General features: G+C 72.5%; 19 protein-coding genes. 6 read left to right on the plus strand and 13 right to left on the minus strand.

Going from position 1 to position 23,578, the window contains the following annotated elements:
* Positions 1-46: 46 nt before the first annotated feature.
* The 6 genes from ACIQRW_RS05060 to ACIQRW_RS05085 form a co-directional block, all read right to left on the minus strand.
* Complete coding sequence (locus ACIQRW_RS05060) at positions 47-1,246, minus strand: glycine C-acetyltransferase (protein WP_403754563.1); 1,200 nt, start codon at positions 1,244-1,246, stop codon at positions 47-49.
* Positions 1,247-1,288: 42 nt separating this feature from the next.
* The gene (gene tdh, locus ACIQRW_RS05065; RefSeq protein WP_371626684.1) at positions 1,289-2,317 is read right to left on the minus strand and encodes an L-threonine 3-dehydrogenase; all 1,029 of its coding nucleotides are present in this window, start codon (positions 2,315-2,317) and stop codon (positions 1,289-1,291) included.
* Positions 2,318-2,611: 294 nt separating this feature from the next.
* Positions 2,612-4,852, minus strand: coding sequence for an ABC transporter substrate-binding protein (locus ACIQRW_RS05070; protein ID WP_403754566.1), 2,241 nt, complete (start codon positions 4,850-4,852; stop codon positions 2,612-2,614).
* A gap of 1 nt (position 4,853) precedes the next feature.
* Positions 4,854-7,034, minus strand: a complete 2,181-nt coding sequence (locus ACIQRW_RS05075; protein ID WP_403754568.1) for a bifunctional serine/threonine-protein kinase/ABC transporter substrate-binding protein — start codon at positions 7,032-7,034, stop codon at positions 4,854-4,856.
* Between the two features lie 9 nt (positions 7,035-7,043).
* Complete coding sequence (locus tag ACIQRW_RS05080; protein ID WP_403755311.1) at positions 7,044-7,817, minus strand: hypothetical protein; 774 nt, start codon at positions 7,815-7,817, stop codon at positions 7,044-7,046.
* Positions 7,818-8,002: 185 nt separating this feature from the next.
* On the minus strand, positions 8,003-8,842 hold the full coding sequence (locus tag ACIQRW_RS05085) for an alpha/beta fold hydrolase (protein ID WP_403754571.1): 840 nt from the start codon (positions 8,840-8,842) through the stop codon (positions 8,003-8,005).
* Between the two features lie 167 nt (positions 8,843-9,009).
* Here ACIQRW_RS05085 and ACIQRW_RS05090 point away from each other — a divergent pair, with 167 nt between their 5' ends.
* Positions 9,010-11,502 (plus strand): GTPase-associated protein 1-related protein, encoded by a 2,493-nt coding sequence (locus tag ACIQRW_RS05090; protein ID WP_403754574.1) that lies wholly within the window; start codon positions 9,010-9,012, stop codon positions 11,500-11,502.
* Positions 11,503-11,564: 62 nt separating this feature from the next.
* On the opposite strand, the gene ACIQRW_RS05095 is transcribed toward ACIQRW_RS05090, so the two are convergent.
* The 3 genes from ACIQRW_RS05095 to ACIQRW_RS05105 all read right to left on the minus strand — a co-directional run bounded on the left by ACIQRW_RS05095 (position 11,565) and on the right by ACIQRW_RS05105 (position 17,501).
* On the minus strand, positions 11,565-11,987 hold the full coding sequence (locus ACIQRW_RS05095; protein WP_403754577.1) for a hypothetical protein: 423 nt from the start codon (positions 11,985-11,987) through the stop codon (positions 11,565-11,567).
* Positions 11,988-11,994: 7 nt separating this feature from the next.
* Entirely contained in the window at positions 11,995-16,344 is a 4,350-nt protein-coding gene (locus ACIQRW_RS05100) for an RICIN domain-containing protein (protein WP_403755314.1), read from the minus strand.
* Positions 16,345-17,039: 695 nt separating this feature from the next.
* Positions 17,040-17,501 carry an ATP-binding protein gene (locus tag ACIQRW_RS05105; RefSeq protein ID WP_403754579.1) on the minus strand — a complete coding sequence of 154 codons (462 nt, stop codon included), beginning with the start codon at positions 17,499-17,501 and terminating at the stop codon, positions 17,040-17,042.
* A gap of 154 nt (positions 17,502-17,655) precedes the next feature.
* Between ACIQRW_RS05105 and ACIQRW_RS05110 the strand changes: the two genes are divergently transcribed.
* Both ACIQRW_RS05110 and ACIQRW_RS05115 read left to right on the plus strand, forming a co-directional pair.
* A complete protein-coding gene (locus ACIQRW_RS05110; protein ID WP_403754582.1) occupies positions 17,656-18,534 on the plus strand; it encodes a Scr1 family TA system antitoxin-like transcriptional regulator in 879 nt (292 codons plus the stop codon).
* Positions 18,531-18,776 carry a DUF397 domain-containing protein gene (locus ACIQRW_RS05115; protein ID WP_403754585.1) on the plus strand — a complete coding sequence of 82 codons (246 nt, stop codon included), beginning with the start codon at positions 18,531-18,533 and terminating at the stop codon, positions 18,774-18,776. The genes ACIQRW_RS05110 and ACIQRW_RS05115 overlap by 4 nt, the downstream gene beginning before the upstream one ends.
* A 374-nt stretch (positions 18,777-19,150) precedes the next feature.
* Here the strand turns inward: ACIQRW_RS05115 and ACIQRW_RS05120 are convergent, their stop codons facing one another.
* Positions 19,151-19,324 (minus strand): hypothetical protein, encoded by a 174-nt coding sequence (locus tag ACIQRW_RS05120; protein WP_403754588.1) that lies wholly within the window; start codon positions 19,322-19,324, stop codon positions 19,151-19,153.
* A gap of 65 nt (positions 19,325-19,389) precedes the next feature.
* Here ACIQRW_RS05120 and ACIQRW_RS05125 point away from each other — a divergent pair, with 65 nt between their 5' ends.
* The 3 genes from ACIQRW_RS05125 (at position 19,390) to ACIQRW_RS05135 (ending at position 21,017) form a co-directional block, all read left to right on the plus strand.
* Entirely contained in the window at positions 19,390-19,731 is a 342-nt protein-coding gene (locus ACIQRW_RS05125) for a hypothetical protein (protein WP_403754591.1), read from the plus strand.
* 105 nt (positions 19,732-19,836) lie between these two features.
* Positions 19,837-20,313, plus strand: a complete 477-nt coding sequence (locus tag ACIQRW_RS05130) for a hypothetical protein (protein ID WP_403754594.1) — start codon at positions 19,837-19,839, stop codon at positions 20,311-20,313.
* A 56-nt stretch (positions 20,314-20,369) separates the two neighbouring features.
* Complete coding sequence (locus ACIQRW_RS05135) at positions 20,370-21,017, plus strand: SIMPL domain-containing protein (protein WP_403755317.1); 648 nt, start codon at positions 20,370-20,372, stop codon at positions 21,015-21,017.
* Between the two features lie 81 nt (positions 21,018-21,098).
* Here the strand turns inward: ACIQRW_RS05135 and msrB are convergent, their stop codons facing one another.
* The 3 genes from msrB to ACIQRW_RS05150 all read right to left on the minus strand — a co-directional run bounded on the left by msrB (position 21,099) and on the right by ACIQRW_RS05150 (position 23,477).
* A complete protein-coding gene (gene msrB, locus ACIQRW_RS05140; protein ID WP_403754597.1) occupies positions 21,099-21,506 on the minus strand; it encodes a peptide-methionine (R)-S-oxide reductase MsrB in 408 nt (135 codons plus the stop codon).
* Between the two features lie 50 nt (positions 21,507-21,556).
* On the minus strand, positions 21,557-22,957 hold the full coding sequence (murC, locus tag ACIQRW_RS05145) for a UDP-N-acetylmuramate--L-alanine ligase (protein WP_403754600.1): 1,401 nt from the start codon (positions 22,955-22,957) through the stop codon (positions 21,557-21,559).
* 67 nt (positions 22,958-23,024) lie between these two features.
* Positions 23,025-23,477, minus strand: a complete 453-nt coding sequence (locus tag ACIQRW_RS05150) for an indole-3-glycerol phosphate synthase (RefSeq protein ID WP_265598516.1) — start codon at positions 23,475-23,477, stop codon at positions 23,025-23,027.
* Positions 23,478-23,578 lie beyond the last annotated feature (101 nt).

Below are 23,578 nucleotides of genomic sequence, written 5' to 3' on the forward strand. Positions count from 1 at the left end.
GTGCCCATTGTCCCAGGTCGCGACGAGTGCCCGGCCCGGTGAGCGGTTACGCCTCAGCGTCCAGGGCGGCCCGAGCGTCGACGAACGCGTCCACCGCGCGGTTGACGTCGGCCGTGGAGTGCGCGGCGGAGAGCTGGACGCGGATCCGGGCCGCGTCCTGCGGGACGACGGGGTAGGAGAAGCCGATCACGTACACCCCGCGCTCCAGGAGCAGCTCCGCCATCCGGCCCGCCTTGCCCGCGTCCCCGATCATGACGGGGGCGATGGCGTGGTCGCCGGGCAGGATGTCGAAGCCCTCCTCGGTCATCCGGGTACGGAAGAGCGCGGTGTTGGCGTTGAGCTGCTCGCGCAGGTCGCCGGCGGACTCCAGCAGGTCGATGACCTTGAGGGAGGCGGCGGCGATGACCGGCGCGAGGGAGTTGGAGAAGAGGTACGGGCGCGAGCGCTGGCGCAGCAGGGCGACGATCTCCGCGCGGGCCGCGACGTAACCGCCGGAGGCCCCGCCCAGCGCCTTGCCGAGGGTGCCGGTGATGATGTCGACCCGGTCCATGACGCCGTGCAGTTCGGGCGTGCCGCGTCCGCCGGGGCCGACGAAGCCGACGGCGTGCGAGTCGTCGACCATGACCATGGCGTCGTAGCGGTCGGCCAGGTCGCAGATCTCCTGGAGGGGGGCGACGTAGCCGTCCATGGAGAAGACACCGTCGGTGACGATGAGGCGGCGGCGGGCCCCGGACGCCTCCTTGAGCCGCGTCTCCAGCTCGCCCATGTCGCGGTTGGCGTAGCGGTGGCGCTTGGCCTTGGAGAGGCGGATGCCGTCGATGATCGAGGCGTGGTTGAGGGCGTCGGAGATGACCGCGTCCTCGGGGCCGAGCAGCGTTTCGAAGACGCCGCCGTTGGCGTCGAAGCAGGAGGAGTAGAGGATCGTGTCCTCCTGGCCGAGGAAGGCCGAGAGCCGCTGCTCCAGCTCCTTGTGGACCTCCTGGGTGCCGCAGATGAAGCGGACCGAGGCCATGCCGTAGCCCCAGCGGTCCAGCGCCTCGTGGGCGGCGGCGATGACCTCGGGGTGGTCGGCGAGGCCGAGGTAGTTGTTGGCGCAGAAGTTGAGGACCTCGCCGGCGCGCCCGCCGGCGGTGACGGCCACGGTCGCGGACTGCGGGGTGCCGATCACGCGCTCGGGCTTGTGCAGCCCGGCGGCGCGGATCTCGTCGAGGGTGGTGCGCAGGTCGTCGCGTACGGAGTCGAACATACGGATTCCTTAAGGGATCAAGGGCGAGGGGCGGTCGGGAGGTCAGACGGTCCAGTCGAGGATGACCTTGCCGCCGAGGCCGCTCGCGGCGTCGTCGAAGGCCGCTTCGTAGTCGCGGAAGCCGTACCGGCCGGTGATCACGGGGGCGAGGTCGAGGCCGCCCTCCAGCAGGACGGACATGGCGTACCAGGTCTCGTACATCTCGCGGCCGTAGATCCCCTTGATGGTGATCATCGAGGTGACGATGCGGGACCAGTCGACGGCGAACTCCTCGGCGGGCAGGCCGAGCATCGCGATGCGACCGCCGTGCGTCATGTTCGCGACCATGTCGCGCATCGCCTCGGGGCGGCCGGACATCTCCAGGCCGATGTCGAAGCCCTCGCGCAGGCCCAGCTCACGCTGGCCGTCCGCGATGGTCCGGTCCGCGACGTTGAGGGCGAGGCTGACGCCGACCTTGCGGGCCAGGGCGAGGCGGGCCTCGCTGACGTCGGTGATGACGACGTTGCGGGCCCCGGCGTGCCTGGCGACGGCGGCGGCCATGATGCCGATCGGTCCGGCGCCGGTGATCAGGACATCCTCGCCGACGAGCGGGAAGGACAGCGCGGTGTGGACGGCGTTGCCGAACGGGTCGAAGATCGCCGCGATGTCGAGGTCGACGGGGACCCGGTGCACCCACACGTTGGAGGCGGGCAGGACGACGTACTCGGCGAACGCCCCGTCCCGGCCGACGCCGAGGCCGACGGTGGAGCGGCAGAGGTGGCGGCGGCCGGCGAGACAGTTGCGGCACTTGCCGCAGACGAGGTGGCCCTCACCGCTGACCAGGTCGCCGACGGCGATGTCCGCGACGTCGGAGCCGGTCGCGGCGACCTCGCCGGCGAACTCGTGGCCGAGGATCAGCGGGGTGGTGACCGCCTGCTGGGCCCAGCCGTCATAGGCGCGGATGTGCAGGTCGGTGCCGCAGATACCGGTGCGCAGGACCTTGATCAGGACGTCGGTGGGGCCGTACTCCGGCTCCGGCACGTCCATCAGCCACAGTCCGGGTTCGGCCTTCTGCTTGACGAGTGCCTTCACGGCTGCGGCTCCCTGACGTCGGTACGCGAGTGGATACCCCGGGCCTCGGGGCATGTCGGAAGAACCCTGCGGCCCGGGGTGGTTTTCGGGTGATCGCCCCCGTGGCGGGGGCACGGCGGGACGGGACGGAGCACGTCGTACGGCTCCACGCGCCATCCTCGGCCGTCACGGAGAAATCTGCCGTACGACGGGGCCCGGGTCCATCGAGGATTTCTTAAGCGCGGTCGCAGGAGATCTTCACGCCTGGCCGTGGCTTCACCGACCGCTGCCGTCACCGGGGCTCCGCCGTGGCGGCTACACGTCGCCGAACGGGCCCAGGAAGCGGGGGCGGCCCTTCTCGATCCGGTAGAGGAAGATCCCGTCCGGGATGCGCACCTGGCGGGTCGAGGCGTGGAAGGCGAGGGTGCGCACGATCCCCCGGTGCTCGGTCCTCACGAGCCGCCGGGCGATGCCGCTGCGCACCTCCCCCGAGGCGCTGGTGGTCCCGGCGGCGCGGGCGATCAGGCCGACCGCGTCGTACGCCTCGGCGGCCCAGGTAGCCGGGGGCGCGCCGAAGCGTTCGCGGTGCGCGGCGGTGAACGTCCGGGCCGACGGGAGGGCCGTGGGGTCGGCGTACGCCTCGGCGAAGACCCAGCCGTCGGCGGCGGCGCCGGCGCCCTCGATGAAGGCGGGCCCGAGCGCGGGTCCGGCGGCGACCCTGGTGCCGGTGAAGCCCTCGCCCGTCAGCGCGGTGGCCAGGCGGGCGGCCCGGGACGCGTTGCCACCGCCGAGCACCACGGCGTCGGCCCGGCTGGTCATGGCCTTGCGTGCGACCGCGCCGAAGCCCGCGTTCCCCCGGACGAGGGGGTGTTCGAGGAGGGTGGCGCCGGTGATGGCGGCATCGCGGAACGCAACCCCGATCTCCGTCGCGAGCACGGGTTCGGCGGCGTCCTCGACGAGCAGGATGCGGGTCGCGGGGCGGGTGCGGGTCAGGTAGCTGATGAGCCCGGGCGAGAGCGCACGGTCGAAGGGGCGGGTCACACAGAGGTGGAGGCCGGTGCCCGACTCGGCGGTGGTGGAGCCGGCCGCGACGACGACGGTGGCGAGCCGCTCCGTTCCGTACCGCTCGACGAGGTCCCCGCGCAGCAGCCTTCCGGTGGGGCCGAGGACCGCGATGACCTCGGGGTCCGCCGCCAGCCGCCCGGCCGTCCGCAGGGCCGCCGCCGGATCCCCCGCGTCGTCCTCGGCGCGCAGGGCGAGCCGGAACGTCTTGTCCTCACGGGCGTTGTGGTCGGCGACGGCGATCTGGGCGCCGCGCCGGTGGGCCAGTCCGGTGACCCGTCCGGGGCCGCCGAGGTCGGCGTGGAGCCCGATCGTGTACGTGGGCGGCTCCCCGGGGCCGGCCGACGGGCCGCCCGCCCCCTCGCCTCTCCCCCGCAGGGCGATCCAGGTCGCGGTGGAGCCGCCGGCGAGGAGGACGGCCCCGGCCGCCCCGGCGGTGAGCAACCGCCGGCGGGCGGGACCGGACGCGGCGCCGTCCCCGGCCGGGCCGAGCGTGACGGGCAGCGGTTCGGGGTCCGGCAGCGCGAGGGCGGCGGCGGACCGCTCGGCGATCAGCGCGGGAAGTCCGGGGGGCATCCGCCAGGGGTCGGGGCCGGGGGCGGTGCGGGGGGCCTCGTTCGGGTCCGGGGCTCCTCGTCGGCCCGGGTACTCCCTCGGGTCCCGCACCCGGCCCGGGCCCCCGGGGTCACCCGGGGCCTTCGCCGCCAGGGCGTCGCGGACCCGGCTCGCGGTCGGCCGGTCGGCCGGGTCCTTGGCCAGGCAGGCGGTGATCAGGGGTGCCAGGCCGGGCTCCACGCCCGCGAGGTCCGGCTCCTCGTGGATCGTGCGGAACAGGGCGCCCGCCCCGCCGCCCTCGCCGAACGGCCGCCGCCCGGTCGCCGCGTACACCAGGACGCAGCCGAGCGAGAACACGTCGCTCGGCGGCCCCGGCGGGCCGGCCGACGCCTGCTCGGGGGCCAGATAGCCGGGTGTCCCGATCACCGCGCCGGTGGTGGTCAGCGCGGTGGCGCCCTCGTGGCGGGCGATCCCGAAGTCGATGAGGCGGGGGCCGTCGAGGGCCAGGAGCACGTTGCCGGGTTTGACGTCGCGGTGGATCAGCCCGGCCTCGTGGACCGCGACGAGGGCCTCGGCGAGCCGGCTCCCGAGCGCCCTGACGGTGGCCGTGGGCAGCGCCCCGCCGGCGCCCACCACCTCGGCCAGCGAGGGCCCGGGGACGAACGCGGTCGCCAGCCACGGCTCGCGGTCCTCGGTGTCCGCGCCGAGCACGGGAACCACCCAGGGGCCGGCGATCCGGGCGGCTGCCTCGGCCTCGCGCCGGAAGCGGGCCCGGAACCCGGGATCGTCGGCGTGCTCGGCACGGATCACCTTGACGGCGGCGAGCGCGCCACCCGCCGAGCGTGCCAGGTAGACCACGCCCATGCCGCCCGCGCCGAGTCGGGCGAGGGTGCGGTACGGGCCGACGGTGCGGGGGTCCTCCGAGGTGAGGGGCCGCACGTCAGCTCTTCGGCTTCGGGGCCGGGCCGAGATAGCGGTGGCGGCCCTTCTCCACCCGGTACAGGTGGGCGTCCTGGCCGATGAGTTGCTGACGTTTCTCGTCGAACGCGTAGGTGCGGGAGATCCCCTCGTACCGGGTGCCGGCGATCGCGGCGGTGAGCGCGGACCGGGTGGGCCGGCCGTCGCCGGAGGGTGTGGGGCTCGCCGTCGCCTTTCTGGCGGCGGCGTCGGTGAGGGCGGCGAGTTCGCGGGCGACGAGACCCGCCACGTCGTACGCCTCGGCCGACCAGGCGGCCGGGGCGGCGCCGAAGCGTTTGCGGTGGGCGGCGGCGAACGTCGCGACGGTCGGGGCGCTCGCGTCGGTGAACGGTGTGACGAACTCCCAGCCGTCGGCCGCCGCGCCCGCCTGTTCCAGGAACTCCGGCCCCATGACGGTGTGCTGGGCCACGCACGGTCCTTTGAAGGAGAGGTCGGCCAGGATGCGGGCGACCCGGGAGGCGCCGGCCGCGTCGCCGGCGTAGAAGAGGGCGTCGCTCCGGTGGGAGAGGAGGTCGGTGACGACCGGGTCGAAGACGGTGGTCCCGGCGGGCACCACCCGGGGGTGGGTGGTGCCGGTGGTGAGGTCGGGCGTCATCAGGTTGGTCGCGTAGCCCGCCTGGTAGGCCGTCTGCCCGCCGGACCGATCGATCAGGATTCCCAGCCGCTCGACGTCGGGGCGCAGCAGGAGGCGGTTGACGATGGGGAAGGAGAGCGAGGCGTAGGAGGGGGCGGCCTGGAAGAAGGAGCCGTTGGCCCGGGCCGGGAAGGCGATCTGGAGGGCCGACACCGTCAGGACCGGCAGCACCGCCTCGTCGTACGCGGCCAGTGCCGCCCCGGCTGCCTCGTCGCCCGTGGGGCCGATGACCGCGACGACCTCCGGATCGCGGGCGAACTCCTCGGCGACCCGGGCGGAGCGGGCGGGGTCCCCCTGGTCGTCGAGGACTTTCACGGCCAGGCGGAAGGGCTGGTCGTCGAGGGAGTTGAAGCGGTCGACGGCGAGCCGGGCGCCGCGTTCCTGGGCACGTCCGGCGGCGCTCAGGGGGCCGGTGAGGTCGGCGTGCACGCCGATGATCCAGCGGCGTCCGCCGGGTGTTCCGTCCCCTCCGCCGTCGGTTTCGTCGCGGGTGAGGCGTACGGCGGCGAAGGCGCCGGCGCCGAGCGCCACCGCGCCACCGGCCGCGAGCAGCAGGAACCGCCGTCGGCCGGGGGCGGGGTCCGGCGGGCCGGGCTCCTCGGTGACGGTGGCGTCGATGTCGGGCAGGGCCAGCAGGGCGGCGGACCGGTCCGCGATGATCCGGACGACGTCCTCGGGCAGCCAGTCGGCGGTGGCCCCGGCGGGGGCGTCCTCGGCGATCAGGGTGTCGAGGTCGGCGGCGGCCGGACGGTCGCCGGGGTCCTTGGCGAGGCACCGGTCCAGGAGCGCGCGCAGGTGGGCGTCGTCGATCCCGTCGAGGTCGGGTGCGTCGTGCACGGTGCGGTAGAGGACGGCGTCGACCGCGCCGCCGCCGAAGGGCGGTCGGCCGGTGGCCGCGTACGCCAGGAGGCAGCCGAGCGAGAAGACGTCCCCGGCGGGCCCGGCGGTGTTCCCGGACGCCTGCTCGGGCGGGAGGAAGCCGGGCGTGCCGACGACGAGTCCGGTGGCGGTCAGGGCGGTGGCGTCGGCGGCGCGGGCGATCCCGAAGTCGATCAGCTGCGGGCCGCCGGCCGTCAGCAGGACGTTGCCCGGTTTGACGTCGCGGTGGACGAGCCCGGCGGCGTGCACGGCGGCCAGGGCGCGGGCGAGGAGCCGGCCGAGGACGGTGACGCTGCGCACGGGCAGCGGGCCGCGCCGGGCGACGATGTCGGAAAGCGTCGGGCCGGGCACGAACTCCGTTGCCAGCCACGGGCGTTCGGCCTCGGTGTCGGCTCCGGTGACGGACACCGCCCAGGGGCTGTCGACCCGGCGGGCGGCTTCCGCCTCGCGGCGGAAGCGGGTCCGGAAGTCCTCGTCCCCGGCGTGCTCGGGCAGGATCACCTTGATCGCGGCGAGCGCTCCGGCGTCGGTGCGTCCGAGGTAGACGACGCCCATGCCGCCCGCTCCGAGGCGGCCGAGGAGCCGGTGTCCGCCGATCCGGGCGGGGTCGGTGGGTCGCAGGTCGTCCATCGCCCGGCCTCAGCTCTGCTTCTCGACGGCGGATTCCAGCCGGACCAGCATGGCGGCCTGCGCCTGGACGACGAGGTCGTCGATCTCCCGCTCGGTGCGTCCCTTCGCCCCCTTGCCGGTCACGGCGACGGTGAATTGCAGGGTCTGCGCCTGCTGCCAGGAGTAGTGGTGCGGTCCGCCGAGCTCGGAGCTCTGGTACTGCCCCGTCTCGCTGAGGGAGTCCTCGGAGGCGGTCTGTGCGGACTCGCCGCCGAGGAGCGCGGCGGCGACCATGGAGCCGATCAGTTCGCCCTCGCGCAACTGCTGGGTGGGGCAGCGCATGCTCTCCTCGATCGACTCCGCCATCTCCCAGGCGGCGTCCTCGCGGTTACGGTGCACGGTGACGACGGCACCGAGGCGCACCGGCCCCTTTCCCTCCTCGGCGGGCAGCTCGAACGACCGGGTGAGGGTGGCCAGGACGCTGTACGCGGGCTTCCGCTGCTGCCAGACGCAGTCCTCGCCGAGCACGGGCCAGGTCGCGGGGTCGCTCTCGTACGGGCTCCGCTTCACCACCCCGGGGCCGAAGCTGTCCGGGCCGGCGATGACGCGGCCGATGAGGTCGCGTGCCTCGGCCCGGGTCTTCGGGAGCCGGGCGGGGTCGGGTACGAGCGATTCCTCGGGCGACGGCCCGGCATCGGTGCTGCCGCCGCCGGGTTCCGGGCTCCCGCTGGCCGAAGGGTCGCGCTTCTCCACTTTCCCCGGGTCGTCCGCCGCGCCGGAACAGCCGGCGAGCAGCACGGTCACCAGGGCCAGGGGCAGCGCGTACCGGACCCCTCTTAACGGCACGTGACAGGTCACAGCGTTTCCCCGTTCCTCCTCGACGCCGCGTCGATCATAGGTTCGCCCGGTGTGGCAGGCGGGTGCCGATGAGGGACTGTTACCTCGTCGGGACATGCGCGGCGCTCCATGGGGCCGCCGGGCCCGGCCCCTCAGGCGGTCTCCGCCAGGAAGGCGCCGATGTGCTCGACGAGGGCGTCGGGCCGGTCCTGGGGAATCAGCGTGTAGCTGTCGGCGACCTCCACCAACCGTCCCTGCGGCAGAAGTTCGGCGAGGCGTCGCCCGTGGTCGAGCGGCATCACCCGGTCCTCGGTGGCCCAGATCACCAGCGCGGGCCGGTCGAAGGTGCGCAGTTGCTCGGCCCACCGCAGGAGTTCGGCCTTCTCCGGTACGCCGAGCACGTAGGCGCGCAGGTCGCGGCGGATCTCCGGGGAGGTCTGGAGCGGCCGGAACCACCGGTCCATCGTGGGGTGCGGGACGGGCCGCTTGCTCATCCATCCCCAGGTCATGGGCAGCCGCCGTGCGGGCCGCAGCCGGAGCAGGGCGAAGGCGGCCCTGATCCCTCCGGGCAGCTTGGCGGAGGCGACGAGATTCCGGCCGGGCAGCCCCGGCGGGTAGTTGTCGAACGCCTCGCACGACGTGATCACGAGCCGGCCGATCCGGTCGGCCCGCCCGTCCGCGACCAGGGCCTGTGCGCCGCCCCAGTCGTTCATCACCAGGGTCACGTCCTCCAGCCGGAGCGCCTCCAGGAACTCCGCGACCAGCCGGGCGACCCCGAGGACGGAGAGGGCGGCCCCGGCCTCCATGGGCCTGCGGTGCCCGCCGAGCGGCAGGGTCGGCACGATGCACCGCACCCCGTCCCCGAGCCCGGCGACGACCTCGTCCCACAGCGAGCCGTCCATGGCCACACCGTGCAGGAGGACCACGACGGGCCCGTCGCCACCGGTGTCGTGGTACTCGATCACGCCCGCGGAAAGCCTCACGTCGCTCATGGGGTCAACGTAGTGCAGCGGCCCTCGGGCCAGCGCCTGACGCAGCGTAGGGATTCCGTCCCCGTCCTTGATAACGTCGCCCCCGCGGCTGCGGACTTCTTCCCCCGACCCCAGCCGTACGGGGTGGGCACGGGGATCGGGCGCGGCAGGACGAAGAGGGCCGACAGATGAGCCTTGCACAGGTGCACTACACCTCCGCCGCGCCGGGGGCCGAGGGAACGGCGGGCCGGTTCACGGCGGTCGGCCCAGGAGTGTCGGGTGCTCTGCTGGCGGAGATCGAGCCCTTGGTGCGCTACGAGCTTCCCGGGGGCGTTCCCGACCGGCCGTCCGACGACGAACTTCGCTCGCTTCCCCAGGCGTTCGGGTACTTCGTGTTGTCCGACGGCAGTCGGCTGGTGGCACGTTCGGCCCCGGTACGGGACACGGGCGGCGCGGGGTCGGGTGTCCGGTTCCACGCGCACGCGGTGCACCTGCCGCCGGGGGTTCCGCTGCCGGGCGACCGGCTGCCGGTCGAGGCGTGGCGGTCGCCGCACTGGGTGGCGGTGACGCCGGGCGGGCCGATACCGGATCCGCTGGCGCTTCCGCCGGGCCCTGCGGCGGTCTCCGAGGGCCTCGACGACTTCGCCGTCTCGCGCGGCCCCTGGCTCGCGGCCGTCCTGGCGGATCTGCGCCGGGCGAGCGACGCGGATGCGACCGGCGGCCGGCCGGTGGTGCTGGTGGAGCGGCAGTGCGCGGACGTGGCGCGGTGGCTGGGGCTCGCGTCGGTCACCTTGCCGAGGGAGAACGCGGAGCGGCTGACGTTCACCACGTACACCCGGCGGCCGGAGGGCTCGGCGTCGCGGGTGGTGGGAGTGTTGCCCGAGGACGCGGCGGCGGCACGGGCCGCGGGCCTGCGGGTGCACGAGTGCGCGGGGCGGGCCCCGGTGGGCGGTACGGGAGACGTGTGGGCGACGACGGCGGCCCGGGTCTGGCGCAGCCGGTCGCCGGAACTGTTCCGGGAGGCAGGGGAGTTGCCCGGGGAGCCGTTCGCGGCGGGCCCGTTGGCCGTGACGGCGCTGTGTGCGGGGATCGAGCTCGGGCCGGACGGGCGTGCGGCGGCCGCCGGTTGGGCCGCCGAACGGCCCTACGCGCTGGACGCCAAACGCATCGGCCAGCTGGTGGAGGCCCTCACCTCCCCCGGCATCGACGACCGTACGGGCCCCGAATTCGACGCCGCGGGACGGCTGTTCGGTGCACTGGAGGGCCGCTGCCCGGCATCGGTGACCGCCCCGCTCGCGGCGATGCTGGTCACGGAGGCGGTACGGGGCGGCAACGGCTCGCTGGAACTGCCGCGCCGGGACGCGTTCGCCGGTCCGGAGGGGGCGGAGGTCGCCGAGCGGCTGGGCCCGGAGATCCTGACCGAACTGGCCGACACGGTCGCGTCGCGCCCGGTGGCGCGCACCGTACAACTACTGCGGGTGGCACGCCTGTTGGGCGTGGACGGTAGGGAGTCGCTGCCGGGGGTCGTGGACCGGCTGGCGCCCGCGCTGCTGGGCGAGGCGGCGGCTTCGGCGTCGCACGAAGGCTCCCCGGGCTTCGCACCGGCCCTGCTGGAGCTGCTGGACGAGCAGTTCGAGGTGCGAACGGCGCTGCTCGGCGCGCTGGACCGGATCGCGCCCGAGGACCCCGGGGCGGTGGCCCGGTTCCTGGAGCGGGTCACGCTGCCGTTCACGGGTACGCAGGCGCTGCCGCATCTGCGGATGTGCGCCGAGGTCCCGGAGGCGATGGCGACCCTGGGCGGTGACCGGGCGGCGGTGTGGCACCGGGTGCTGCGGGCGGCCGGTCTCTCCCCCTTCGCCGAGCCCCTGGTGCTGCGCACGGCGGTCGGCCTGGTGTGGGAGGACCGGGCCCCGACGGTCGGGGAGGCCCGGCTGCTGCTGGACGCGGCCACCTCGGACGCGCACCGCGCGGCCGGTACATGGGCGCGCCTGGTGGACGCGGCGCTCAGCACGTCGGCCGCCGAGACGTCGTCCGCCGGGACGTCCGCTGTTGGTACGTCCGCTGCCGGCACGGACGAGGCGGCCGGGCTCGCCCACGACCTCCTGCGCGGCTTCCCCGGGGAGATCGGCGGCCGGGAGCGGGCCGGCCTCCTGCTGCTGGACCTCGTCCGCGAACTGCGCACGGGCGCCCCGGAACCCGGCTGGGCTGAGCGCGTCCGCACGCTGTGCGCGCAGGCCGAGCCGGTCGAGCCGGCGCTCCGGGAACGGGCGTACGCGGCCTTGGTCGAACGCCTGCTGGCCCCCGACCGCCCGGGGGCCGAGCTGTACGACTTCGTCCACGGCGACGACGCCGAGCTCATCGCCGCGTACGACCGGTCTGCCCGGACGGAGACCGTACGGGCGAGGCTGCGCGCCCAGCCCGCCTACGCGGCGGACTGCTTCACCGTCTGGACGGCCCACCCGCACGCGGGCTCCGCCTGGCCCCCGGTGGCCGCCGCCCTCCTCGACGACGTCCTGCGCCCCGCCGTACGCGGCATGTCGGCCGAGGACGTCGCGGAGGTTGAGGCGACGGTGGGCCGCACGGGCAGCAGCGGCCGGGCCGACGCCTTCCGCGACTGGAACCGGGTCAGCGCCCTGGGGCGGCTGGGCCGCCGGATCGCGGGGCGGGTGCGGCGGGGGTGAGCCCCGCCCCCCGCCCCATCGACGCTGTGCGGCTCGGCGCCGATGGGGCCTGGAGGGTGGGATCAGGGCAGGAAGCCCGTTACCCGAACCGCACTTCCGAAGGTGTGCTCGTCCGCCCTTTCCGCCTGGAAACCCGCCGAGGCGAGGATTCCCAGAAGAGCGTCCCGCATGCAGGTCTGCACGGTTTCGTAGTGGCGGATCGCGTGGGGCAGATTCGAAGGATCAACCCCACTCTCCAGAAGGTTCACAGCCGCGGTCGCCAGTTCCTCCCGGGTGTTCCATTCCACCAGCACACCGCCGTCGGCGAGCGGGTCCACTTGGACATCCGCCCCCGGTCTGTCTGCGGAGTCCTCTCCGAGGTCCCCTCGGTGAGCGGGAATTCCCGCCCGGTCCAGCGCGAGACAGGCCTCATCGGCCAGTGCCTCGCGCCGGCCGATGACATCCGGCGGGGCTTTCGGCGGCACATCGAATCCGTGCTCGCTCACGCGTCCCTCACTCCCCTTCCTGCTTCTGACCTGCCGACGAGAGCGCCGAGCGTCCGCCGCCGGCTTGCTTGACGTACTTTGCCAGCAGTTGTTTCGCCGCACTTTCGATGCCGGCGTAGTAGGGAACCGACCAGGTGACCGGCGTGCCCCCCTTGAGAGCGCCGGCCAGTTCGGAGGCACAGGCCGCACACGGTTGCCGCTCCGTGTAGAGAGCAGTGATTTCGCTGGGGTCGATCTTCTTCGCCTTCAGCATGTCCAGGATCGCCGTCTCCGAGTGGCCCGCGAAGCTGCTGCTCGCCACCACCAGATCCCCGGTCTTCGGGTCGTTCCATCCCGGCACCCTGGCGACAGCGACATTGTGCTGTGCCCCGAAGAATCCAGATTCGGTCCTGAACTGGTAAGCCATGCGGCTCAGGTCGTCGCTGTTGTAGCGGATCAGACCGCCGCACCCGTCGGCGGCCGCGGACGCCCGTACGGCGAAGCCCTTACTGCTGCGCGTGCAGAACTCGACGAACTCGTCCATCGCCCGGTACCCGATGCGAGCGACGACGTCGTCGGCCAGACCCAGGGCACGGAGCCCGTTCAGTGCGTCGAAGAAGCCGATGCCGGTCCTGGCTGCGGCGTCAGCCGCCCTGACGGCGTCCGCGATGGGACGAAGGATCTTGCCGGCGAACAGGGTCGCCACATCCACCGCGGCCCAGGCGCAGCCGCCCCAGCTCCCGTTCTCACCACCGGGGGTGAGTTTCTGGGCGCATCGGATCCAGCTGCCGAAGAGGATGTCGATGGGGTCGACGCCCTGCTGGTACTCCCCGATCGTGATGGTGTGCGTGACCTCGGTGTACAGAGTGTCCGTCTTGTGCTCGCCCAGATGCAGCGTGTCAGCCGAGGGGCACGAGTTCGCCCACACCTCGCTGGTGCACAGGTACAGGTCGAGGTCGGCCTTGTACCCGATCTTCTGGGTCATCGTGCAGTCGCCGTCGTAGGCGAGCTGGTCCCACCAGCCGTCGCAGCCGTCGGTCTTCTTCAGGACCTGGGGCTTGCCGACCTGCTCGATGCGGTCGACGACGTAGAAGACGCCACCGATGGGACCGCCGGCCCCGTCCGGGACCGTCCCGGTCTCGATCTGCTCGGTGTTCCCCGCGTTCTCGGCCTGCGTCGCGGCTTCCTGGGCGGACTCGGCGTACGCCTGGGCGTCCTTGGCGGCTTCCTCCGCGGCCGTGGCGGCGACGTCGGCCCGCTCGGCGGCGGCTCGGGCCTGGCTGGCGGACTCCTCCGCCTGCGTGGCGGCCGTGCGGGCGGCGTCGGCGTCGAGAGCTGCGGCGTCCGCGGAGGTCCGGGCCGACTCGGCGTAGCCTTCGGCCCGGCCGGCTGCCGCGTCGGCGGCCGCCGCGTCGGCGGTGGCCTGGGACTGGTAGCCGATGGTGCGGGCCAGCGACTGCTGCGCCTTCGCCGCCGCGGTCGCCGCGGCGGCCGCGTAGGTCAGTGCCTCCTTCGAGTAGCCGCGCGCGTCCGCGGCGTGCTTGGCGGCGTTCGCCGCGTGCTGGTAGGCGGCCTTGGCGTCGCCCTGTGCCTGGTTGGCGATGATCTGGGCGGCCGCGGCCTCCTCCGCCGCGTTGGCGGCGTGGGCGTCCGCGACGGCCTTCTGCTGCTCGGCGATGGTCTTCGCCGCCTGGCCGGACAGAACCACGAGAGAAGCGGCCGAGTCCTTGGTGACGTACGGCGAGCCGAGCTGGATCGCGTCGTTCGCGGGAGCCGCGACCTGCGCCGCTGAGTTCCCGGCGTCCACCGCCGCCTGCGCGGTGACATAGGCGAACCCCGCCGCCTTCGCCGCGGCGACGGTGGCCTTGTTGGCCTCGGCCCGTGCCGCGTCCGCCTGGGCCTTGGCCGTCTTCGCCTGAGCCTCTGCCTCGTTGGCCGCCTCGACCGACAACGCGGCCTCGGCAGAGGCGTGCTCGGAGGCGTCGATGGCGTCGGCGGCGGAGCTGGTCGCGGTGCGCACCGCGGCGTCCGCCCGCAGCTTCGCGGCCTGCGCTCCGTCCGAGGCTGCACGGGAACGCTTGGCTGCTGCCTCCGCGCGGGTCGCCGCCGCGTCCGCGTCCGCTGCCGCCTGGGTGGCCGCGTCGGCCGCGGTCCGAGCCCGGCCGGCCGCCGCCTCGGCGTCGTCCGCGTGCCGGTCGGCGTCGTTGGCCGCCGTCCGCGCGGCGTCCGCCGCGTCCCCTGCATCCAGGGATTCGGCGTAGGCCTCCTTGGCGTCCGCCTTGGCGCGCGACGCGTCCGCCTTCTGCTGCGCGTCCCAGGCGTCGTCGCGCAGTTCCTTGGCCCGGTCCCGGGCGCTCTCGGCGTCGTTCTTCCGGGCCACCGCCGTGGCCTCCGACGCCTCGGCCTTGCCCTTGGCGGTCTCGGCGTTGGCGGCTTCGGCCTCCGCCGTCTGCCGGTGCTGTGCCGCCTCCGCCTTCTTGAGGTCGGCGGTCCCCTTCTCCTTCTTGGCCGTGGCCTCTTCGGCCTCGGCCTTCAGCCGCTTGGCGTGCGCGTCGGCCGCCGCTGCCTTCGCGTCCGCCTCCGCGACCAGGGTCGCGGCGAGCTTGGCCTCGGCCAGCTCCTTGTCCTTCTTGGCGTTGTCGCGGTGCAGCTTCGCCGCGTCCGAGGCCGCCTTGGCCTGTAGTTCGGCCCGGTAGGCCGCCTGCTTGCGGAACTCCGCCTTGGACTGCGCTGCCTGCGCCAGCGCCCGCTGGGCGATCGTGTCGCTGTCCGCGGCGGCGGCCCGGGTGGCCGCCTCGGCGGTCTCACCGGCCTTCACCAATGCGGCGACCGCGGCCGCGGAACCCTGGGTGACCTGTGCCTTCTGCTGGCCCACCAGCAGACCGCGTCCCCGCGGAGCCCCGTTGGCGTCCGCGATCGCGTACGCCGCCTGCTCGGCGGTGACGCTGGCGCTCTGGGCGGCCGTCGCGGCCGTCGCCTGGCGCTTCAGCTCGGCCAGCTCGGCCTTCGCCCCCGTACGTGCCGCGGTCAGCCGCTGCGACGCCTTGGTGAACTCCGCCGCCGGCGGAACGGTGCCGTTGTGCGCGGAGACCTTGAACAGCACCTTCTGCGTGGCAGCGGTGCTACAGGTGGCCGCGAGCGCGTCCTGTCCCGCGGTGTACGCGGGGAAGTTCAGGCACTTGGCCGCCCCCAGGTTCTCCAGGGTGGCGCCGGCCCGGACGCTGAACTTCCACACCTGCATGGGCGTGCCGTTGCAGGTGTAGATCTGGATCTTCGTCCGGTTGGTGGCGACGTCGAGGCACTTCTGCGAGTTGACGTTCTGCAGGCTGTAGCCCTCGCCGTAGCCCCCGTTGACCCTCCACTGCTGAGCGGCGGAGGAGGAGCAGGCGACGACCTCGACAGCCGTGCCGTTCGCGGTGCCGGAACCCTGCACGCCCAGGCACTTGCCGGTCGCGCCCGGGATCTGGACGGCCATCGGCGAGGAGCCGATCCAGCCGATGCCGCCCGAGGACCAGTAGTCCTGCCAGCGGGTGATGTGGTCGGCGACCCACGAGTGGCCGAGCATCTTGCCCATCGACTCGGAGGCCGCGGTCAGCGCCTGAACGGCGTTCTTGTTCGCGGTCAGGATCTCGTTGCGCTTGGCGGCCTGCGAGCCGATCTCCTGCTGCCACTCCGCGGCGGCGGTCGCGGAGACCTCGCCCAGGACCTTCTCCGGGTCCATCGGATCACGCCACGCGCAGGCGGCGAAGCGGGACTTGAGATCCTCGACCGCGACCCTGTGCTCGGCGGTACCCGGTTCGGGCGCTTTGTTCGGGAAGCCGCCCGAGCTCAGGAAGAGGCGGGCGTTGTCCGCTCCGGTCGGCTCCAGGCTCCAGTCCGTCAGGTGCTCGTAGGCGTCGTTCAGGGTGACCTGTCGGTTCCAGTCCGGCAGGGACGGGTCCGGGTCACTGCCGTACAACGGCTGCCCCAGAGCCTTGACCGCCGCGACGGTCTCGGCGTCGGCCGGCGGAGTCGCGTCCTCGTAGAAGTCGCTCTCCCCCTTCCAGAACCGGTCGGCGATCCACCCCGTGAGGCCGGTCTGGGAATGGAAGTCCTCACCGTCGTCACCGCTGGTCCCGGGCGGCCACTCGAAGTCGGCGACAGAGCCGAAGCCGCCCGGCGTCTCCAGTCCGGATATCTTCCAGCTGTCGTGGAGCGCGTGGAGCCGGTCCAGCTCCGTGCTGGCGGCATCCTTGTCCGACGTGTACGCGGCGGCGAGCGGCGTGTCCTCCCAGAAGTCCCGGTCGGCCAGCTCCCGCAGCCGCTCAGGAGTCTGGTTGAGCCCGTCCTTCGCGGTGGTGGCCATGGTCGGCCCGCCCAACCGCAGGACGTCGCTCATCAGGCACTGGTCCTGCCGCAATTCCTCGGCGGGAGTGTCCTCGTACCAGTCGTAGTCGCTGACCGGCGCGGTGGCCGGCGTGGCGTACCGGTCGATCAGTTCCGGGCTGACGCCGATGCCGGCCAGAAGGGCCGCGGCGAGCAGGGGCGGGAGGGTTCGGGCGGACAGCCGTGACAGTGGTGACAGGGATCTGGGCAACACCCATGGTCTGGAACGCACGTGCGCATCCTCTGCGTGATGGTGAAGAAGAGTGGAGAGTGGAGAACAGCCGGTAGCGGCAGCCGAGATGACAGAAAGGGCCACTCGGCCCGTCGCTGCGTCAGGAGCGACGGGGCCTGGCTGAAATGGGATGCACGGAGTGCGGACACCGCACCATGACGATGCGCCTTCTTCCCCCGACGAAAACTGCTGCCCCGGCCACTCAGTTGACGTACGCAAGCTCGGAGCAGTCAGTATCCGGTCCAGCGCGGCGTCATCTTAGAGAGACATCTGCGCAGGTGAACAGAGGGCGAGACCCTCAATGCGCAAGTTGACGGAAAGTCTCCCCGTCCAGGGCCGGCCGAGTAGATGCCCTCACCATCCGGGTCGGCCCGCACTTTCCAGGGGATTCCTGTGTGCGAGATGTGTTCAAGCGGTGAGAGCGGGGCCTGAGACGTGCACCCGGATGGCTGAAACTCGTCGGTAGCTTCAGCCTTTCAGTACAGCAGGTCCAGCTCCACCCGGACCGTCTTGCCCGGGCTGCGGTCGAGGACCGCCCAGCGGTCGGCCAGGGCATCCACGATCAGCAGCCCGCGCCCGGTGTCGGAACCGTCGGTGGGCGCGGTGATCTCGCCGGGACCCGGCGGCCGGCACTCGCCCCGGGTGTCGGACACCTCGATCCGCAGGAGGCCGGGTGTTTCCCGGTCGCCGGGCAGGTGCGACAGGCGCAGTTCGAAGTCGCGGCCGGGAACGCGGCCGTGGGTCGCCGCATTGGCCGTCAGCTCACCGATGATCAGGGCCGCCGACTCCGAGGCGTCACTGAGGTACGGGATGCCCCAGGTGTGCAGCTTGTGGAGCCCGACGCGGCGGGCGAGCCGGGCACCGCGTGGATCCGCGTCGAATTGACGCTTGAACACACGTACGGTTACCTCGGGTTGGGGCTTCGTGAGTGCTTCCATGCCCCCAGATTCCGGGCTTCACCGCTCTCCCCACCAGGTCAGCTACCCGTACGCTGAGTCAGCGTACGGGTGCGAAGGGTAGACGGTACGGGTCACGTTCCGTGAGCATGGACGGGTCGCGGACCAGGACAGGCGCATGGGGAGGTGGCCGTACATGACGCACGGCACGGACGGCATCGACAGCATCACGTACGGGACTTTCGGCAACGGCGGCGCACGCAGCGCCGAGCCCGAACCGCAGTACAGCCTCAAGATGTTCGGAGAAGTCGTCAAGACCTTCCGCAAGCGGTCGCGGCTGACGCAGGAGCAGTTCGCCCCGCTCGTCGGGTACTCCCCCGAGACCGTCGCCTCCATCGAGCAGGGCCGCCGCCTCCCGCCGCCGGACTTCGCGGAGCGCGCGGACAGCGTGCTCGACGCGTTCGGCGTGATCCTGGCGGCGGCAAAGCATCTGACGCGGCGGAAGGGGCTGGCGAGTTGGTTCCGGCAGTGGGCGGAACTGGAGCTGACCGCACTGAGCCTGTACACGTACGAGTGCCGGTTGATTCCGGGGCTGTTGCAGACGGCGGCGTACGCGCGGACGCTGTTCACCGACCAGTTGCCGCCGCTCGCCGACGAGCAGATCGAGGCACAGCTCGCAGCCCGCCTGGAGCGCCAGCAACTCCTGCGGAGCCGGCCGAACACCGCGTTCACCTTCATCCTCGAAGAGCACCTATTCCTCAGGGACTTGGGTGGCGAAGAGGTCACCAGGGAGCTGATCGACCACATCCTCGCCCTGTCCGAGCTGCGCAACGTGGACATCCAGATCATGCCGCTGGTACGGCATCACCACGCGGGTCTGCACGGGCCGATGCAGCTGCTGGAGACGCAGGATCACCAGTGGTTCGGCTATCTGGAAGGGCAGGAGCACGGGCAGTTCGTCTCCGACCCCAAAGTGCTCAGCGCCCTCCAGATGCGGTGTGCCAGTATGCGTTCACAGGCTCTCTCGTTGGACGACTCCAAGGGCCTGATGCGGCGGATGCGAGGAGCGAGATGAGCACCACACCCCTGGCCTGGTTCAAGAGCAGCTACAGCAGCGGCGACGGCGACTCCTGTGTCGAGGTCGCCCTGGAGTGGCACAAGTCGAGCTACAGCAGCGGCTCCGGCGACTCCTGTGTCGAGGTCGCCGCCTGCCCCTCCACCGTCCACGTCCGCGACTCCAAGCTCGACGAGAGCCCGCAGCTCGCCCTCGCCCCGACCGCCTGGACCCGCTTCCTCGCGTACGCCGCGCAGGACTGATCGGCCACGGGACCGACGATCGGTCTCTGTACTCGGCGCGGCTGGTCCAGGACCTGGAGCTGTCCCCCGCATCGGTGGTCGGCATGCTGGCCGGGGACGAAGAGGCCTGCCTGCGGGCCTGCGAGGTCCTGGAGCTGCTGGCTCTCGCCGGTTCCGACGAGGCCAGGGAGGGGCTTCGGGCGTACGTCCGGAACGGCGAGCACTGGGTCCGCGTGCTGGAGTCGATAGCGACCGGCTGGCCGCCCGAGTGGTGGGACGACCTCGGTGACGTCGCGCGCACCCGGATCGGTGCGGAGCCGGAACTTCCGTGCTTCTTCGAGCCATGGACGCGGTTCGGGATCGAGACGCGGGGCCGCCCCTTCGTTCCCCGGCCGTCACTGGCCGGGCTCGGCACCGGGGAGCTCCTCGTCCTGCTCGCCGACGCCCGTACGGAGCGGGCCACGAAATTCGACGCGCTGCGTGCTCTGAACGGGCGAGAGCCCGCCGAAGGGCTGATCCCGCTGGTCCCCTCGCTGGCCGCGCTGGGTGCGGACGTGCTGGCCGATCATTCCGGCCCGGAGGCTCTGCCGGGGCTGGTGGACGAACTCGTCGAGCAGTGGTCGGCCCGGGAGTGGTGCGGGCCCGACCGGACGGCCCGGCGGCTGGCCCGGTTCGGCCCCGACGCCGCGGGGCGGCGCCCTGCCTGCGGCGCTTCTGGCTGCACACCCCGCACTCGTACGAACGGACCGCCTATCTCCAGGCACTCGCCGCGATCGACCGGGACGGCCTGGAGCACCTGTACGCCGAATCCCTCTGGGACTGCGAGGAGACGACGCGGCTGCTGGGGATCGCCTCGGCGCCCACGAGTCCGGAAACCCTGGGGCGGATCGCCATCCTGCGCGACGATCCGATGGAGACGCCGGAGGTACGGGCCGCGGCCCGGGATCGGCTGCTGGCCCCCACCGGCCCCACCTGAAACCCTCCCGGTCCGTGCGCCGGTGCCGGGCGGGTAACGTAAAGAGGTACTGACTGATTGACTCATGGGCCTCCTGGCGGGCTGCGTGAACCCAGGAGGAGCAACATGACGACCAACCGTGGACGCAAGGACGTCATCCGTGACCGGATGGCCGCCACCGGCGAGTCGTACAACGTCGCCGCCCGCAACCTCAAGGCCATGAAGGACATGGGCGCGACCCGCGAGGCCGTCCTCGTGCAGCGCTGGACGCCCGCCGACAGCTTCGACGTGCCGTGTCCGTGCGGCGGGACCTGCGAGCCGGGCGAGACCTGCGATCACTGCCACGCCCGCCACCGGCACGTGAAGCGCTACCCGGGCTCCACCACCGAGGTCGAGACCTGGGCCGACCGCTACGAGTGCACCGGCTGCTCCTCCTCGTACACCCTGACCATCCACCTGACCGGGCGGCCCTGGGGCGTCGCCGAGACCGTCGTCCAGGGCGGGTCGGCCGAGGAGGTCGTGCGGGCCCGGGTCTTCCCCGGCGTGATTCACCCGCTGCTGCGGTCCGAGGCGTCCGACAGCGGGGACGACGACGAGCAGTGATCCACTGTCCGTAAAGGGCACGTGCGTACGGTCCCTCTGCTGCTTGGATGAGCCGTATGAGAATCGACCAGTCCGTAGAGACACCCTGGGGCATATCCGTCTTCGGCGCGGCGAGCATCGACGCCGCCCCTGATGTGGCGCGACTCCGGGTGGCGATCAAAGAGACCCGGCAGCAGGCCGGCGAGGCGTTCGAGGTCACCCGGCGCGGCGTCAACCAGGTCCGGGAGGTCGTACGTGGCCACGGCGTGCCGGACCGGCACGTCTCCACGTCCCGGCTGAACCTGGAGTCCTCCTACGTCTACGGCGGCGAGCGCAAGTTCGTCGGCTACGAGTGCACGGCGTCGTTCGTGATCGAGCTGCGTGCTCTGGACACACTGGAAGCCGTACTGGTCGACGTCGTGGAGGCCGGGGCGAACGAGGTCGGCGGCGTCGAGTTCGACGTGAAGACGAAGAAGGAGCTCCGTGCCGATGCGCGCAGGGCCGCCGTGGCCGCCGCTCGTGAGAAGGCGGCGCTCTACGCGGAGGCCGCCGGGGTCCGGCTCGGTGCGGTCGTCCACATCAAGGACGTGGACTCCGAGCAGCTGCAGAACAGCTACCGCTCGCACGGCACGAGCGCGGGGGGCGGCGGCGAGGGAGACCTCACGCCCGGCAGGGTCACGGTGACTGCTGGGGTGGTCATCGGCTTCTCGATCATCGAGAGCTGAGACGCCCAGGTCCGGACGGCACCGCCGGAGCCCTCAGCCCCACAGAGCGGGGCTCGGGCTCCGGGCGGCCGTCCGGCAGCGTCAGCTCTCGTCCGGCGCCAGGGTCAGCGAGATCGAGTTGATGCAGTAGCGCTGGTCCGTGGGGGTCGGGTAGCCCTCGCCCTCGAAGACGTGGCCCAGGTGCGAGCCGCAGCGGGAGCAGCGCACCTCGGTGCGGACCATTCCGTGGGCGCGGTCCTCGACCAGCTCGACCGCGTCGGTGTCCTTCGGGTCGTAGAAGGACGGCCAGCCGCAGTGCGACTCGAACTTGGTGTCGGAGCGGAACAGCTCCGCCCCGCAGGCCCGGCAGGAGTAGACACCCGCCGTCTTGGTGTCGGTGTACTCACCCACGAAGGCGGGTTCGGTGCCGGCCTTGCGCAGCACCGCGTACTCGGCGGGGGTCAGCTCTTCCCGCCACTGTTCGTCCGGCTTCTCGACGTCGTACGACACGTCCCGCTCCTCAGCTCGACAGGTGGTCGTTCGTTCCGGTCGCCACTCGGCTACCGGCCGCTCGACAGGTGGTCCAGGATGCGCGGGCCGAGGTCGGTGACATCGCCCGCTCCCATGGTGAGAACCAGATCGCCGGGCTTCGCCATTCCCGCGACGGCGGCGGGGACGTCGGCCTGGTCGTGGACGGCGGTGACCTCGGCGCCGGCCTCCTTCGCCGCGTCGATGATCAGGGCGCTGGTGATGCCCGGGATCGGGTCCTCGCGGGCCGGGTAGATGTCCAGGACCACGGAGGCGTCGGCCAGGGCGAGGGCCTGGCCCATCTCGGTGCCCAGCTCCTGCGTCCGGGAGAACAGGTGCGGCTGGAAGACGACCAGGATGCGGGCGTCGGCGGCCGCGCCGCGCATGGCCTCCAGGTCGGCGGTCATCTCGGTGGGGTGGTGCGCGTACGAGTCGATGACCTGCACGCCCGCCGCCTCGCCCTTGAGCTGGAGGCGGCGCTTGACCCCGGTGTAGCTGCCGAGCGCGGAGGCCAGGTTGTGCGCGGGGATGCCGAGGGCGACCCCGGCAGCGAGGGCGGCCACCGCGTTGTGGGCGTAGTGGCTGCCGGGGACCGAGACGGTGAAGGTCAGGAACTTGCCGTTGAGCAGGACCGTGACCTCGCTGGTCAGGCCGCGCGGGGTGACCTTGTGGACGCGTACGTCGGCGCTCGCGGCGGAGCCGTAGGTGACGACCTTGAGGTCGGAGAGGTCGCGGACCCGGCGGGTCAGCTCGATGGCGCCGGGCTGGTCGGCGGAGATGACCAGGGTGCCGCCGGGGACGACCTTGCCGACGAACGTCTCGAAGGAGTCGTAGATCTCGTCCATCGAGGCGTAGTTCGCGTGGTGGTCCAGCTCGACGTTGAGGACGATCGCGACCTCGGGGTCGTACTTCTGGAAGCTCCGGTCGCTCTCGTCCGCCTCGGCGACGAAGATGTCCCCCTCGCCGTGCGTGGCGTTGGTGCCGGGGCCCTCCAGGTCGCCGCCGATGGCGTACGAGGGGGCCAGGCTCAGCGAGGAGAGGGCTACGGCCAGCATCGACGTCGTGGTCGTCTTGCCGTGGGTGCCGGCGACCGCGATGGCGCGCAGGCCGTTCATCAGGGAGGCCAGTGCGTCCGAGCGGTGCACCACGGGGATCGACAGCTCGTTCGCGCGGAGCAGCTCCGGGTTGTCGGCGCGGATGGCGCTGGAGACGACCACACAGGACGCGTCGTCGGCCAGATGGCCCGCCGCGTGTCCGATGTGCACGGTCGCCCCCAGCGCCCGCAGGGACTCGGCGGTGGCGGACTCCTTCGCGTCGCTGCCCGCCACCTTCGCCCCGCGCTGGGCGAGGATCTTCGCGATGCCCGACATTCCGGCGCCGCCGATGCCGATGAAGTGGGGTCGTTCCATGGCGGCGGGAATGCCGGGTGCCATCTGTGCTCCTGCGTGGTCGCTGCGGTTCGGACGGCGGCCGGGGGCCGACCCGGACCGCGGGGCCAGCCTATTCGCTGTGCGCGAAGAGCTTGAGCACCGGGACGCCCACCTTGTGCCGGGCGCGGGAGGCCCAGTCGCGGTGGAAGAACTCCTCCACGTAGTGCGGGGCGGTCAGGACGATGACCTCGTCCGCGCCCGCCTCCTCGACGACGGTCGTCAGTTTGTCCAGGGGGTGATTCTCGATCACTTGCCCGACCGCTGCGGAGCCCGCGTCGCGCAGGGCCCGGAGGGAGTACTCCAGGCCGATCTGGGCGGTCTCGCGGGCCTCGTCGCCCTCCGGCTCCTCGCCCTCGCGGACCGCTTCCTTCAGCTCCCCCATCGCCACGTCGTCGATCGCGCGCAGCAGGACATCGGCCTGGTCACCGCGCGGCTGCAACAGAACGACGAACGAGATCCGCTCCTCGCCGTGGAGGGTGGTGACGAATTCCACGTCCTCGGGAGTGAGCGGCTTCTCGATCATCAAAACGCTTGTGAACACGACAGGCGCCCTTCCGCTTCTTCGTCTCGTCGACTGCCGACTCGACCGTCGACGGTCGTTTGCTGAAACCATCCTTCCCCGTG

This window comes from Streptomyces sp. NPDC091287, assembly GCF_044768525.1.
In the GTDB taxonomy this organism is placed as follows: Bacteria; Actinomycetota; Actinomycetes; order Streptomycetales; family Streptomycetaceae; genus Streptomyces.

Coding starts and splice junctions, on each gene's coding strand:
- ACIQRW_RS05115 (WP_403754585.1), top strand. CDS start 18,531: ATGAGCACCACACCCCTGGCCTGGTTCAAGAGCAGCTACAGCAGCGGC.
- ACIQRW_RS05075 (WP_403754568.1), bottom strand. CDS start 7,034: ATGGACGACCTGCGACCCACCGACCCCGCCCGGATCGGCGGACACCGG.
- ACIQRW_RS05060 (WP_403754563.1), bottom strand. CDS start 1,246: ATGTTCGACTCCGTACGCGACGACCTGCGCACCACCCTCGACGAGATC.
- ACIQRW_RS05135 (WP_403755317.1), top strand. CDS start 20,370: ATGAGAATCGACCAGTCCGTAGAGACACCCTGGGGCATATCCGTCTTC.
- ACIQRW_RS05150 (WP_265598516.1), bottom strand. CDS start 23,477: ATGATCGAGAAGCCGCTCACTCCCGAGGACGTGGAATTCGTCACCACC.
- ACIQRW_RS05120 (WP_403754588.1), bottom strand. CDS start 19,324: ATGATCGGCCAGCACGTCCGCACCCAGCGCGGCCAGCGAGGGGACCAG.
- ACIQRW_RS05130 (WP_403754594.1), top strand. CDS start 19,837: ATGACGACCAACCGTGGACGCAAGGACGTCATCCGTGACCGGATGGCC.
- ACIQRW_RS05100 (WP_403755314.1), bottom strand. CDS start 16,344: ATGAGCGACGTCCTGCGGTTGGGCGGGCCGACCATGGCCACCACCGCG.
- ACIQRW_RS05090 (WP_403754574.1), top strand. CDS start 9,010: ATGAGCCTTGCACAGGTGCACTACACCTCCGCCGCGCCGGGGGCCGAG.
- ACIQRW_RS05110 (WP_403754582.1), top strand. CDS start 17,656: ATGACGCACGGCACGGACGGCATCGACAGCATCACGTACGGGACTTTC.
- ACIQRW_RS05105 (WP_403754579.1), bottom strand. CDS start 17,501: ATGGAAGCACTCACGAAGCCCCAACCCGAGGTAACCGTACGTGTGTTC.
- murC (WP_403754600.1), bottom strand. CDS start 22,957: ATGGCACCCGGCATTCCCGCCGCCATGGAACGACCCCACTTCATCGGC.
- ACIQRW_RS05085 (WP_403754571.1), bottom strand. CDS start 8,842: ATGAGCGACGTGAGGCTTTCCGCGGGCGTGATCGAGTACCACGACACC.